Annotated in this window: 15 protein-coding genes; 2 read left to right on the top strand and 13 right to left on the bottom strand. The window is 63.3% G+C overall.

Going from position 1 to position 12760, the window contains the following annotated elements; translation table 11 throughout:
* From AC1DY5_RS21800 to AC1DY5_RS21785, 4 genes are all read right to left on the bottom strand, one after another.
* Positions 1-782 (bottom strand): Bug family tripartite tricarboxylate transporter substrate binding protein (locus AC1DY5_RS21800; protein ID WP_478114676.1); only part of this gene is annotated, 782 nt, incomplete at its 3' end.
* Positions 779-1729, bottom strand: a complete 951-nt coding sequence (locus AC1DY5_RS21795; RefSeq protein WP_478114674.1) for an acyl-CoA thioesterase — start codon at positions 1727-1729, stop codon at positions 779-781. The genes AC1DY5_RS21795 and AC1DY5_RS21800, both read right to left, overlap by 4 nt.
* Positions 1726-2490: an enoyl-CoA hydratase gene (locus AC1DY5_RS21790; protein ID WP_478114672.1), complete on the bottom strand. Its 765-nt coding sequence runs from the start codon at positions 2488-2490 to the stop codon at positions 1726-1728. Before AC1DY5_RS21790 ends, AC1DY5_RS21795 begins: the two co-directional genes overlap by 4 nt.
* 3 nt (positions 2491-2493) lie before the next feature.
* The gene (locus AC1DY5_RS21785) at positions 2494-3285 is read right to left on the bottom strand and encodes an enoyl-CoA hydratase/isomerase family protein (RefSeq protein WP_478114670.1); all 792 of its coding nucleotides are present in this window, start codon (positions 3283-3285) and stop codon (positions 2494-2496) included.
* Between the two features lie 99 nt (positions 3286-3384).
* Between AC1DY5_RS21785 and AC1DY5_RS21780 the strand changes: the two genes are divergently transcribed.
* A complete protein-coding gene (locus AC1DY5_RS21780) occupies positions 3385-4494 on the top strand; it encodes an Rv3169 family protein (RefSeq protein ID WP_478114668.1) in 1110 nt (369 codons plus the stop codon).
* A 7-nt stretch (positions 4495-4501) separates the two neighbouring features.
* Here the strand turns inward: AC1DY5_RS21780 and AC1DY5_RS21775 are convergent, their stop codons facing one another.
* The 9 genes from AC1DY5_RS21775 to AC1DY5_RS21735 form a co-directional block, all read right to left on the bottom strand.
* Positions 4502-4996, bottom strand: a complete 495-nt coding sequence (locus AC1DY5_RS21775) for a hypothetical protein (RefSeq protein WP_478114667.1) — start codon at positions 4994-4996, stop codon at positions 4502-4504.
* Positions 4993-6027 carry a phosphotransferase family protein gene (locus AC1DY5_RS21770; RefSeq protein WP_478114665.1) on the bottom strand — a complete coding sequence of 345 codons (1035 nt, stop codon included), beginning with the start codon at positions 6025-6027 and terminating at the stop codon, positions 4993-4995. The genes AC1DY5_RS21775 and AC1DY5_RS21770 overlap by 4 nt, the downstream gene beginning before the upstream one ends.
* Positions 6024-6629 carry a histidine phosphatase family protein gene (locus AC1DY5_RS21765; RefSeq protein ID WP_478114663.1) on the bottom strand — a complete coding sequence of 202 codons (606 nt, stop codon included), beginning with the start codon at positions 6627-6629 and terminating at the stop codon, positions 6024-6026. Before AC1DY5_RS21765 ends, AC1DY5_RS21770 begins: the two co-directional genes overlap by 4 nt.
* Entirely contained in the window at positions 6626-7486 is an 861-nt protein-coding gene (locus tag AC1DY5_RS21760) for an SDR family oxidoreductase (RefSeq protein WP_478114662.1), read from the bottom strand. The genes AC1DY5_RS21765 and AC1DY5_RS21760 overlap by 4 nt, the downstream gene beginning before the upstream one ends.
* A gap of 15 nt (positions 7487-7501) precedes the next feature.
* Positions 7502-8650, bottom strand: a complete 1149-nt coding sequence (locus tag AC1DY5_RS21755) for an acyl-CoA dehydrogenase family protein (RefSeq protein ID WP_478114661.1) — start codon at positions 8648-8650, stop codon at positions 7502-7504.
* Positions 8651-8754: 104 nt separating this feature from the next.
* The gene (locus AC1DY5_RS21750; RefSeq protein ID WP_478114660.1) at positions 8755-9882 is read right to left on the bottom strand and encodes a CaiB/BaiF CoA transferase family protein; all 1128 of its coding nucleotides are present in this window, start codon (positions 9880-9882) and stop codon (positions 8755-8757) included.
* Position 9883: 1 nt separating this feature from the next.
* On the bottom strand, positions 9884-10543 hold the full coding sequence (locus tag AC1DY5_RS21745; protein WP_478114658.1) for a transglutaminase-like domain-containing protein: 660 nt from the start codon (positions 10541-10543) through the stop codon (positions 9884-9886).
* 8 nt (positions 10544-10551) lie between these two features.
* Positions 10552-11379 carry an enoyl-CoA hydratase/isomerase family protein gene (locus tag AC1DY5_RS21740; protein ID WP_478114657.1) on the bottom strand — a complete coding sequence of 276 codons (828 nt, stop codon included), beginning with the start codon at positions 11377-11379 and terminating at the stop codon, positions 10552-10554.
* Entirely contained in the window at positions 11372-12625 is a 1254-nt protein-coding gene (locus AC1DY5_RS21735; RefSeq protein ID WP_478114678.1) for an AMP-dependent synthetase/ligase, read from the bottom strand. Before AC1DY5_RS21735 ends, AC1DY5_RS21740 begins: the two co-directional genes overlap by 8 nt.
* On the opposite strand from AC1DY5_RS21735, the gene AC1DY5_RS21730 reads away from it, so the two are divergent.
* The gene (locus AC1DY5_RS21730; protein ID WP_478114680.1) at positions 12582-12749 is read left to right on the top strand and encodes a hypothetical protein; all 168 of its coding nucleotides are present in this window, start codon (positions 12582-12584) and stop codon (positions 12747-12749) included. The two genes, AC1DY5_RS21735 and AC1DY5_RS21730, sit on opposite strands and share 44 nt — an antisense overlap.
* Positions 12750-12760 lie beyond the last annotated feature (11 nt).

Here is a 12760-nt window from a genome sequence, read left to right as displayed (position 1 = left end):
GTCTCGGGCGAGAGGCCCTTGGGAGCGTATATCACGGTCCATCCAACCAGCTCATACCCCTCAACGCCCTGCTCCGCCACTGACTTCACGCCGGGCAAAAGCTTGCTTGACTTCGCGGAGGTAATACCCAGCGCCTTCACTTGTCCGTTTGCGATCGGCGCACGTAGCGAGCTGATCGTGTCGACCATGTACTCGACCTGGTTGCCGAGCACGGCCGTGATCGCTTGCGCACTGCCCTTGTAGTCCACCGGAAACAAAGGGGCGTCGGCTCGCTGTTTGAACAGCTCATAGGCCACACGGGAGGTGGTCGTCGAAATCGCGACGTTGAGCGCGTCCGGCTTCGCTCGTGAGGCGCGCACCATCTCCGGCACGCTATTGACCCGATTGGTCGGCGAGGTGACGAACACCAGCGGCAGGATGCCCACCATCGCGATCGGCTCGAAGTCTACCTGCGGATCGAATCCGGGGTTGGTGTAGAGAAAGGAGTTAGCCGCGTGCGTCACGTTGGTGCCGACCATCAGTGTGTAGCCGTCTGCGGGCGCGCGGGCCGCGATCTGAGTGCCGACATTGCCACCGGCACCGGGCCGGTTATCCACGAAGATCGCCTGGTTGAGCTCTTTCGAGAGTTCGTCTGCCAGATAGCGCGCAGCGATGTCGGTGCCCTGACCCACCGCATAGGGAACGATGAGCTTGATCGCCTTCGATGGGTAGGCTTGAGCAAATCCCAAAGCGGACGCGACAGCCAGTGAAATGCACACCGATGCTTGGACAATCTTCTTCATGAGGGCCCCGAATGTCGCGCGGATGCGCTGAAAGAACTCTTGCTTGATTGCGCGGCAGATGCCATTAGGCATTCCTGCGTGACGCTAGCGACCAGCCGGCCCGAACGGTCGTGCACCCGGCCAATAGCAAGTCCGCGGCCATCAGAACCACTTGGGCTCGAGGTGTCGAAATGAAGCCATTCGTCCGCGCGAAACGGCCGATGCAGCCACAGCGCGTGATTGAGGCTTGCCACATAAAGTTTTTCACCGCGTGCTGCTAGCGGATCCAAGTGGCCACCGACAGCTCCGTAGTTGAACCACCAGTCCGAAAGGTATGCGAAAGCGGCTGCGTGCAGATGCCGATCATCGGCCAATCGATGACCGACACGTGCCCAGAAGCGGAACTTTGGCGCCGGAAGTTCGAGTTCCATGCGCGCAGACTTCGGAGGTAGGCGGAGGTCCAGGACGGGCCGCACGTCGTGCAGGTATCCGAGCACGCTCTGCACACGCGTCGCCAGATCGACTGGAAGGTCGCCCAGCCCCGGCATCGATAAAGGATCCTCCGCGCGCGCGACAGGTTCGATGGGTGCCATGTGATCAGGGCCGTCGCTCGGAACTGCGAAACTGACCTGCACATCGAACACAGTGCGCTCACCAGCCTGCACGCCGCGCACATGGCGCGAGGAGAACCGCTTTCCATCCTGCAGCGCTGTCACATGAAAATGGATCGGCTGGTCGTACTCCGTTCCTTGCAGGAACATGAATTGCATCACAGTTACGGGCCGGCCGTCCGGCACGGACAGGCTCGCGGCCATGAGCGACTGCGCTAGCACTTGGCCGCCGAAGGCGCGGCCGTGTGAATTTGGATCACCCAGGCGATTGCGGAAATGCATCGGTGCCTGCGTGTCGAGCGCAAGCAACTCGGCCAGGTCGACACCGTTCCAGATCGGCAGACGATCGGCACTCACACCTTGCGCTCCCGCAGCCGTGCGAGACGCGCTTCGATCTCGGAACGTCCAACCGGCACATTCATGGCGAGCGATGCAGCGCGCTCGACGCGGAGGGCCTCGGTGAAGCTTAATGCTGCTCCGTCATCGAGCAGACGTTTGTAGGCAACCAGGGCATCGGGCACCACAATCAGCATTTGGCGAGCCATCGCCTCAGCTTCGAATCTCAAGCGGTCGGGCGCCACGACTCGGTTGACCATACCCCATGCCGCAGCCTCCTCCGCGCCAAGAAAGCGTCCGGTCAGCGCGAGTTCCTTGGCGCGATTCAAGCCAACGCGCCCGGCCAACCGTACTGATCCTCCCCAACCAGGCAGCAGGCCGACTTGCGCATGCGTGTCGGCAAAACGGGCCTCCGTGGACGCGATCAGCACATCGCAAGCGAGCGCGATCTCCAGCCCTCCAGTAACGGCAAGACCGTTGATCGCACCGATCAACGGACCGGAAAAGCGCAAAAGCGCAGCGACCGCATCGTATTCGTAGGCGCCAGCTGCCACAACGCCTGGCGCGGCCCATTCGTCGAGGTCCAGGCCCGCAGTGAATGTACGGCCCGCCCCCGTGAGAATCAGCACACGCACTGCCGCATCGGCTTCAAGCGCATCAACCGCCTGCGCCATTTCTTGACGCAGCCCAATCGACAACGTATTGAGCCTGTCGGGACGGTTCAAGATCAGCGTGGCAAAACCTTCGTCTGAACGCTCGACGAGGATGTGCTTGAATGCCACGGCTTAGGCGCCCCGAAACACAGGCTTCCGGCGTTCGGTCAGGGCCGCAATGCCTTCCTGCGCATCCGTCGTTGACGCTACTCGGGCGAGGGTCAAGGCCTCGTCCTCCAACTGGGATTCAATGTGGGCGGCACCAGCACGCAGGAACAGGCGTTTGGTCTCTGCGTACGCGACCGTCGGGCCACTTGCGAATGCCTTCGCCATCGTCATGGCTTCATCCTGAAGGGACTCATCGGGCACGACGCGATCGACCAATCCAGCCTGCATTGCTGCATCGCTTTTCAACACTTCCGCCAGCAACACGAAGCGCCGCGCGCGCGACGGCCCCATCCGCGCGGTAAAAGTGGCGCTCGAGCCCGAGTCGCAACTGAAGCCGAGCTGCGCGAAAGCCGATCCGATACGGGTCGACTCACCTGCCACGACCACGTCGCATCCAGCCATTAATGCCGCACCACCCCCCATCGCGAAGCCTTGCACTGCAGCGACGATCGGTACTGGAAGCTGCCACGCCCGCTGCAGCCCCATATGGAGGTCTGCCGTCCAGCGGCGCACCAGCGGCCCCAGGCTATCGCGGATCGGATAAAACTTCTTAAGATCACCCCCGACGCTGAAATTGACCCCGTCAGCACGCAGCAGAACGGCGCGCAGTCCCCTTGTGTCCCAAAGGTCGCAGAACACCTGCTTGAAGTCCCGCGTAAAGTCGCCGTCGAAAGGATTGCCGCGTTCGGGCTGGGCCAGACTGACGATGGCAAGGCCATCTTGCATCTCGACGCGGATCGAAGAAGTCGAACTCATGAAAGTATGCCTCCGGTTGGATCATGGTAAGTGCTATAGCGTACTGTACGCTTGTGAATTACCATTGGCATTCGTAATTCCCCGAAGGCCACGCCGCCCATGCTGACACCTCAGGACGACCTCATCGGCCACCAGTTGCCGACCACTTTCGATCAGATCGATAACAGCGACCCCGCCTGGATGGAGCGGCTCTGGTACACCGGGCATCCCATCCCGGGTAGTGAGATCATTTTCGACATCGGCTTGGGTTACCACCCGAACCGCAATGTGATGGACGCCTTCGCGGGCGTAGCGGTACCCGGTCGGCAATGGAACTTCCGCGCTTCACGGCGCCTGCGGCCGGACCCGCTGACGACGCGAGTGGGTCCGCTGTCGATCAGCGTACTCGAAGGCCTGCGCCGCCATCGCATGGTGTTGGAGGAGAACGACTCAGGGCTTCGCTGCGATATCGAGTTTCACGCCACCGTCAATCCGCACGAAGAGAAAGCGCATCTGCGCCGCCGCGACGGGCGCGTCACCGAGAACATGGCGCGCGCTCAGCAACTGGGTCGCTATACCGGTTGGCTCGAATTCGATGGACGACGCGTCGAGGTCGATGGCTGGCTCGGACAGCGTGATCATTCATGGGGCGTCCGATCCGAGATGCGCACCGATGAGACCAGTCCCCCTTTGACGTTCTATCCGCCCTTTTTCTATTGCTGGACGACAGCACAGTTCAAGGATCGCGGGCTGCATATCTTCTTCAAGGAGCGCGGGCCCGGAGAGAAGATATATCTGTCGGGCGAAGAAGTATTTGCCATCGGCACCAAAGCGTCATCGCGCCATCAGTTGGTCGACGTGCGGCACGAGGCCCGGTGGCTAGACGATCCTCACGGACAGTCGATGGAATCCGCCGTGTTGCATCTCAGATTTGCCGACGGGAGCGAGCGGCCCATATCGGTTCGAGTGCTGCCGACCAAGTACTACCTGAAAGGTGGTCTGTACGGCGGTCTCAATGGATGGTTCCACGGCGATGACCGCGGCAAGCTCTACATCGAGCATGAGGTGTGGGACCTCGCCGATCCAAGCACGCGCAAGCTCGTGCGCACGCTGGCCGACCAGGTGGTCGAGGTGCGCGACGGCGACGACGTAGGTTACGGCATCATCGAGTACGGCGTCGGCAAGGGCTTCGAAATGTACGAGTCCGTCCAGGCGCATCCGCCGATCTAAGGGCTTGTCAGCCTTCCTGGCCGCTGGACATCTCGGCGAACAGCGGTCGAGGCGAGTTTTTCAGCTCGATGCCCAGTTCCTCACGCATCGCAGTCCTCAGTAAGGTCTCGATCTGCAGGRCTGCATCGCATCCGAGCTGGCCACGCTGCGCATCGAGCCACGCGAGCAATGTCTCGATCTGCAGGTTCTGACGGTCGCGCATCGCCAGCAACGCATCGATCGGCGTGGGTACAGGTTCAATTTCCCGCGGTAGCGTCGGCAACGAATCGGCGGTAGGGCCTTTGGCAACCACGTGCTCGACTGCGCTCAGCACCTGTCGTTGAGTGGCGATCTGCTGCAGCAGAAAGCCCGCGGACCAGTCTGCACGCACCTTGAACGTATTGAGCAGATTGATGACACCAAACACTTGACCGCGAGCGAACTCGTCGTCGATCCGAGTCAGCACTTCGCTGCGCAATGTGGCGCACATGCCATCGATCAGCCGGTGGAAGGAATTGTTCATGCGGAAGCCTCGATCGTTTTCTCCATCTGGCGCAGGCACGTGGCAATCTGACTGCCCATGGCCGGCATGCGCATGTCATTGAAGCGGCCTTCTTCGAAACAGCGCGCCGCCGCCATGTGCGTGGCGGCGAGCTTCAGCAGCGACAACGCCTGGTAGTAGCGCACCGACGCCATCGACACCTCGAAGCCCACCTTTTCGCTGTAGCGCGAATAGAACCATTCGGGCTCGGCCAGTCGACTGATGAGCTTGCTGCCACCCATGTACATTGGGAGGCTGGCCCAGCCGAGGTCTTCATGCGGATCGCCCAAGTGCACCAGTTCCCAATCCAGGATCGAAGTGATGCGCCCGCCATGCTCTAGGAAGTTGCCGGTGCGATAGTCGCCGTGCACGATCGCGACGCGCGGCGCAACAGGACAATGCGCCTTGAGCCAGCGGATGCCCCACTGTGCCATCGGATAGGGACGCATCGCCCAGCGTGCGATCTGCGTTTCCCAGTATTCGACGTTGAGCCGCGCCGCATTCGTTGCATCGATGCCGTGTGCCATTGCGGCGATCGGACGCTCCCGCCAGGGCACGCAATGCAGCGCCGCGAGGGCATCGATGAAGTCCTCGGCCAAGCCTCGCCGGTAGCCGTCTTCGAGCGCGGGCTCGCTGGCCGATACCCAGGGCACCACGGCATCGCCGGACACTTTCTCGCAAAACAGAAAAGGCGCGCCGAGGATGCTGGCATCGTCGCTGCTCCAGTAGGCCTCGGGCACAGGTACCGCGCTGCCTTCAAGCGAACGCATCGAAAGTACCTGGGGCGCCGAACTGTAGGGAGCGAACAGGCCGTAGTCGGGACCGAGTCGAAGAATCAGTTCCTTCGTGCCCTCGTGGCCAGGCAGCCCGCTGACAGGAACGGCATAGGTCAGCCACGAGAACCCGACCGGGAAGCGGCGAATCGCGCCGACCTCGACCGCAGAGCCGACTTGCTGTGTGAGGTACGCCTCGATCCTGCGTTGCAAGGTGGCCTCGTCGTCGATGGTGTTCATTCGTTCGATGCCCGTGACCACGCATGGTGGCCGGTTTCGTTGATGCTGACGACGCCGATCGACCTCACGTCGCGCACCAGCAAGCGCGAGATCGAGGCATAGCCCGGCCCGAAGCGGACGATCCGATCGAGCCCGAGCGCATGCGAGAGGACGAGGCTGATCGGAAGACCGTGCGTGAAGACAGCCGTGTGCCCGCCGGCACCGCCGTGTTCGACGGTCTTGGCCAGTGCATCAAGCACGGCGGCGCGGAAGACTTCGGCATCGACGCCCAGGTAGCGCAGAGGGTCGGCCAGAAAGCGCTGCCATTCGGCTTCGCCCTGGGCGCGCAGTGTGTCGACCGAACGGTAGCGCGGCAGGTGTCGATCAGCCTCTGCCCAACCGTCGAGGGTGCGAACCGGCAAACCCAGCCTTTTGGCCGTCGAAGCTGCGGTCTGCTGCGCCCGCAGCTGTGGACTGCTGACGATGTGCGTGATGCCCTCTCGCGCGAGCTGCTCGGCCACGGCGAGGGCCTGCTGACGCCCTTCGGCCCGCAACGGTGGATCGTGCGGCAGCTCCGCATGGTCCTCGTCGGGCCAACCGTGTCGCACAAGGATCAACTTCATCGCAGCAGATCCGGCGTCACCGCCCGATGGAAGCCCGTGAATGCCTGGTTGCGACTGCTCGCCTCTAGCTTCCAGTTGTTGCGCAGGTTGGGCGTTCCACCGTCGATGCGGATGCACGAGCCGGTAATGTAGGCCGCAGCCGGCGACAACAAGTAGACGATGGCACCCGATACCTCCGCCTCGGTGCCAAACCGACGCAACGGAACCACGTCGGTGAATTCGAGGATCTTGGCCTTGGCCTCGGGCGTGTAGGTATCGAAGCCGCTCGATGCAATACCGCCCGGTGCCACGGTGTTGACGCGCACGCCCGAGCCGGCCCACTCGCAGGCGGCCGTCTCGCTCAGTGTCAGCATGCCGCCGCGGGCCGCACCGGAGTGCGCGATGTCAGGCCAGCCGTTCCAGATGTCGGCGATCATGTTAACGATCGCCCCGCCGTGGGCCTCCATGTAGCGGTTGTAGGCCTCACGCATGAAGATGAAGCCCCCGGTCAGGTTGTTTCGCACCACAGCCTCGAAGCCCTTGGTCGAGATCGTCTTCATCGGCGCGCGGTACTGACCGCCAGCGTTGTTGACCAAGCCGTCGAGCCGGCCTTGCTTCTGCAGCACGGAATCGATCGTTGCGCCGACGGCCGCCTCGTCGCGGATGTCGCACGCCAGTGCACTGGCACTGCCCCCGTCCTCGATGATCTCGGCCCTGACCGCCTCGACCTTCTCGATCGAGCGTCCGACCAACGCCACATGCGCACCGAGCGACGCGAGTTCGTGCGCGGTGCAGCGCCCGATGCCGCTGCCGCCGCCGGTCACGATAATGGTCTGGCCCGCGAACAGGTCAGGGCGGAAAACGGATTGGTAGCCCATGGCTTCTCCTGGCTGTCAGTACTGCACCGCGGCACGGCCGATGCGTTGGCGCGCGATGATGAGCTTCATGACGCCCGCTGTGCCGTCGCCGATCTCCAGGCCCATCACGTCGCGCAGGCGTTGTTGATGAGGCAGGTCCTTCGACCAGCCGTAATGCCCGAAGGTCAGCAGGCATTGATGGATCACGTCGAAGGCGGTCTTTGGCCCCATCCACTTGACCATCGCAGCTTCGGAGGTGTGCGGCTGACCGGCGTCGCGCAGCGCCAACGCATGGTAGGCCAGATGCCGTACTGCGGCGATGTGCGTCTCGCCCTCTGCAAGTGGAAAACTCACCCCCTGGAACTGCCCGATCGGTCGCCCGAAGGCCTCGCGCTCGGCCGCGTAGGCCCAGGCTTCATCGAGCGACGCCTGCGCGGCGCCACAGCATTGCAACGCGATCAACGCGCGGCTGTAGTCGAAGCCCTGCATTACCTGYGTGAAGCCCTTGCCTTCGTCGCCGAGACGGTGGCTCAACGGCACCCTGACGTCGTCGAAGAACACCGAGCCGCGGCCGATGATGGCGCTGCCGACGTCGTCAAAATGGGTACGTGAAATACCCGTCGTGTCGCTCGGGATAAAGAAGGCCGTGACGCCCTTCGCTCCTTCGTCAGGTCGACCGGTGCGGGCGAATATGAGGTAGGCGTCGGCGCGGTCGGCGAACGTGATGGACGTCTTCTCGCCATTGATCACGTAGTGGTCGCCTTCGCGTCGCGCCTTCAACTGCAGGTTGCTTGCGTCGGAGCCCCCGCGCGGCTCGGTCAGGCAGATCGCAACGATCGCCTCACCGCGCGTCATCCTAGGCACCCATTCATTCGCTACCTCAGGTTGCGCGTGACGCACGAGGATCGCGGCATTCAACGAAATTCCGACAGGCACCGCGCTGATGTTGAAATCGCCATACGCGAGTTCCTCCGCAATTAGGCCGGTGGTCACTGCGTCCACACCTAGACCACCCATCTCTTCGGGAAGGTCGACGCCGAGCAAGCCGAGCCGGCCCATCTCTGCGACGAGCTCGCGATCGAGCACGCCCAGCTTCTCGCGCTTCTGGTAGTCGGGCAGTAGGCGCTCCCGCGCAAAGCGACGAGCAGTCTCCTGTAGCGCCCTCTGGTCATCGGTCAATACCATCGCGAAGTCACTCCTCGATCAAAGTCCTGAACGGCACGAGCGACAGCTTCGGATCCGCCGTTAGGCTCATTCAATACTGTACTATAACGTATGCATGTGTACCATCAGGTTTTCCCGAAGGCATTCGTACTAACAATGCCCCATTCCGCGAGGACGTCCATGGTGTGCTCCCCTGGCACAGGCGCGGGCCGTCGCAACGTCGCCGACRTCCGGCTAAAGCGGGGTGCGGGGCTGGGATGGGTAACGTCATCGAAGCGCTGATGAACCTCGCGCGCCCGCATGTGTGGATGCAGTGGCGCCTCGTCGATGTCGAGAACGGGCGCAAAGCAGGCATCGCGCCCTGCCATGGCATGCACCCACTCGTCGCGTGTCCGTGTCTTGAAAACCTCCGCGAAGCGTTGCCGCATTGAGGGCCAGGCTGTGCGATCGTTCTGCGTAGGCAGCACCTCTTGCGCCAGGCCTACTACCTCGAGCAATACCGCATAGAAATGCGGTTCGATCGCGCCCACCGCGACGTACTTGCCGTCCCGCGTCTCGTAGGTCCCGTAGTACGGAGCACCGCCGTCGATCAAGTTGTCACCCCGCTTGTCGGTCCAACTGCCGAACTGGCGAAAGGCCTGAAACGCCGACATCAGGTTAGTGACGCCATCAATCATTGCCGCATCGACGACTTGGCCCTCGCCGGACGCCCGCGCCTCGTGCAGCGCAGCGAGCACGYCGACGACGAGGTACATCGCGCCCCCACCGAGATCCGCCACCAGGTTCAGCGGCGGCACAGGGGCCTGCCCCCGCGCCCCGATGCAGTGAAGGGCGCCCGTCAGCGCGAGATAGTTGATGTCGTGACCCGCCTCCTGCGCGAGCGGTCCGTCTTGGCCCCAGCCAGTCATGCGGCCATAGACCAGGCGCGAGTTGGCCTCGAGGCAGCTCTCGGGGCCAAGGCCCAGGCGCTCCATGACGCCGGGTCGAAATCCTTCGAGAAGGATGTCGGCACATCCTGCCATCTGCAGCGCCGTCTGGACCGCCGCCGGGTCCTTGAGGTTCAGTGCCACCGATCGCTTGTTGCGGTTGTAGAAGTCGAGCCTCGGAGGCAATTCAGCGGGCGCCTTTGCCATCGGTGGCCGGTCGACGCGCACGACATCGGCGCCCAAATCTGCCAGCAGCGCGCCGGCGAACGGCGCAGGACCAATGGCCCCCATCTCGAGTACCCGTATGCCGTCCAACGGACCAGCCATGTCAATGCCCTGCCGATTCTGCGTCGACGTCTTGATCCCAATTCGCCTTGTCCAGCCGAGGCAGGTTCGGATAGTGCCTGGCGAAGGTCTCGAGCAGATCGTCACGTGGGAAATCGTCGAACTCGCCGTGGAAGGTCACGTACTCCATGTGGCGCCGCCCTTCGAGGTCATAGGGGTGGTAAATCGAGTCTTCGCGGCCGTCGAACTCAAGGGTATGCAGTCCCATCTTCCGACATAGCTCGACATTAAAGGCCGGCGTCGCCTTGATCCAGCGGCCATCGAGATGGATCGCGGTGTAGCCATGGCGGTAGAACATGTCGCTGCCCATCGTCTCGCGCAGCCGCGCGGTTGACAAGTGATTGCGGACGTCGGCCAGGCCGACGCGCGCCGGCAGGCCCACCACGCGACACGCGGCGGCCAACAGGATTGCCTTGGGCACGCACCAGCCGAATCCGTCCGACAACACGCGGCTAGCCTTCAGGCCGTCGATCGAAAGGTCAATCTTGTAGGGATCGTAGCGAAACCCGTCGCGCACCGCATAGTAGAGGTCCACCGCGCGTTCGCGGTCGCTGCCCGCCTTAGCCGCGGCTGTCAGCGCAAAGGCACGCACCGCCGGATGGTCGGCGTCGAGATAGACGGTACTCTTCAGCGCCGACTGCAAGTCTTCGTTCATAGGCTCCCCTCGCTGCCGCGCTTGCGCCGCGCGAGCAGCTCTTCAGCCGCACGCCCCAGTTCGCCCGTCGTCCGCGCGAGGATCTGCGTCCGGTTCTCGAGTTCAATCGCAGCCTGCAGGCTGCCGGCCTCGACATTGGCCCAGGTTCCGCGCTTGGTCATCCACACACCGAACGCGCTGTTGGCGGCGATCATCCGCGCCGTCTCCATGGCCCTCGGCATCAACTGCGCGTCGTCGACGACCTCGGACACCAGCCCGATGCGCTCGGCCTCGACGGCGTCAACCATGCGCCCGGTGAGCATAATATCGAAAGCGCGCGACAGGCCGACGCAGCGCGGTAGCAGCCAGCTCACTCCGATGTCGCAGCTCGACATGCCAACCCGCACGAAGGCCGCGTTGAAGCGCGCGGAGCGGCCGGCGATGCGGATCTCCGCAGCCAATGCCAGGCCGAGACCCGCGCCACTTGCCGAACCGTTCACCGCCGCGATCACCGGTTGCCGCAATGCACGCAACCGCGTCACCAGCGACGCAAAGGACTCCTGGCGCATCATCCAGGCTGCGGTCTCGCCAAGTTCGGCGGTACCGGGCGCCTCAGCCGCCAGCCCCAGGTCGAAACCCGCGCAGAAGCCCTTGCCTTCGCCCGTGATTACCAGTACCCGCACTTCGGGGTCTGCCGAAACGGCGTCGAGCAACCGGACGATTGCGGCCACTGTGTCGTCGCCCAGCGCATTCATGTTCGCGGGTCGATTCAGGCGCAGCAACGCGATGGCCGGCTCCGGACGCTCGACCAGAACCCCGGCAACCGCCTCGGCAAGATCAGACATAGATCTCCTCAATGACCTGCGCATACTTCTCGAACACAGCCTTGCGCCGTACTTTCATCGTCGCCGTGACTTCGCCGTCGTCATGGTCAAGTTCCTTGGTTAGCAGATGGAACTTTCGAATCTGCTGAACTTGCGCCATCTTCGCGTTCGCCAGATCGACTTCGCGCTGGATGAGATCGCGCACCTTCGAGTTCTCGACCAGGCTGCGGAAGGTCGTGTAGATCAGACCGTGCTCTTCGGACCACTTGCTCACGGTCTCGAAGTCAATCTGGATCAGAGCCGACACAAAATGCCGGCGGTCGGCGATCACGATCGCTTCCTTGATGTAGGGCGAGAAGCGCATCGCGTTCTCGATCTCCGATGGCGTGATGTTCTTGCCCCCGGCGGTGATCATGATGTCCTTTTTGCGGTCGACGATGCGCAACTCGCGCCCGGTCGGCCCGTCGTCCCAGCGGCCGACGTCGCCTGTGTGGAGCCATCCTTCGGCATCAATCGCCTCACGGGTCGCTTCGTCGTTCTTCAGATACCCGCGGAAAACGATCTCCCCGCGGATCAGGATCTCGCCGTCCTCCGCCAGCTCGACCTCGACGCCCGGATAGGGCACGCCCACCGTCCCGACGGGCGAGCCCTCCCCGGGCTGCATGGTCGTGGCGCCAGAAGCCTCGGTCATTCCGTAGGCCTCGCGAATCGGTACGCCCAGCACGCGAAAGAATCGCAACACCTCGGGAGCGATCGGTGCCGCGGCGGAAACAGCAACCCGGCAGCGCCGCAGCCCGAGAAAGTTGAGCAGCGCCCTCAGCACCAACACATACCAGACAGCCCAACGGGCGCGTTGTGCAAGGCTCCATTGCGCGCGCGGGGTCGCCGCGGTGTCGTCCAGCGAGCGCATCGCCCGGCGATAGAGCCAAAGTCGGATACCGCCCGCCTCGCGCAACTTGTTCTGAATCGACGAATGGAACTTTTCCCAGATGCGCGGTACGCCGAAGAAAATGCGGGGCGATAGCTCGCGCAGATCCTCCTGCACAGTGCGCAGGCTCTCCGCAAAATTGACGACGGCACCGAAGGCGATCGGGATATGCAGCGAAAACATCTGCTCGCCCATGTGGCACAGCGGGAGGTAGGACACCAGCGAATCGCGTTCGGTACAGCCCAGCACGCTGTTGAGCCCGCGCGCCGCAGTGCCCAGGCCGCGCCAGCTCATCATGGCCGCCTTCGGCCTGCCGGTGGATCCTGAAGTGAAGACGATCAGTCCGATGTCGTCGAGCGCCGGCCCAACTGTCGCCGCGGCCGCAGCGGCCGAGTGCTCGGTCTCGAAGCGCCGGCCCAGCGCGATCACCTCGGCGAATTCGTGCATACCCGCGGTATCGTAGCGGCGCAGCCC

This window comes from Variovorax sp. P4_D9, from assembly GCF_056401695.1.
This window is presented reverse-complemented; position numbering and strand designations above follow the sequence as displayed.

Coding starts and splice junctions, on each gene's coding strand:
- AC1DY5_RS21770 (WP_478114665.1), bottom strand. CDS start 6,027: ATGAACACCATCGACGACGAGGCCACCTTGCAACGCAGGATCGAGGCG.
- AC1DY5_RS21730 (WP_478114680.1), top strand. CDS start 12,582: ATGGCCGCCTTCGGCCTGCCGGTGGATCCTGAAGTGAAGACGATCAGT.
- AC1DY5_RS21780 (WP_478114668.1), top strand. CDS start 3,385: ATGCTGACACCTCAGGACGACCTCATCGGCCACCAGTTGCCGACCACT.
- AC1DY5_RS21785 (WP_478114670.1), bottom strand. CDS start 3,285: ATGAGTTCGACTTCTTCGATCCGCGTCGAGATGCAAGATGGCCTTGCC.
- AC1DY5_RS21740 (WP_478114657.1), bottom strand. CDS start 11,379: ATGTCTGATCTTGCCGAGGCGGTTGCCGGGGTTCTGGTCGAGCGTCCG.
- AC1DY5_RS21765 (WP_478114663.1), bottom strand. CDS start 6,629: ATGAAGTTGATCCTTGTGCGACACGGTTGGCCCGACGAGGACCATGCG.
- AC1DY5_RS21760 (WP_478114662.1), bottom strand. CDS start 7,486: ATGGGCTACCAATCCGTTTTCCGCCCTGACCTGTTCGCGGGCCAGACC.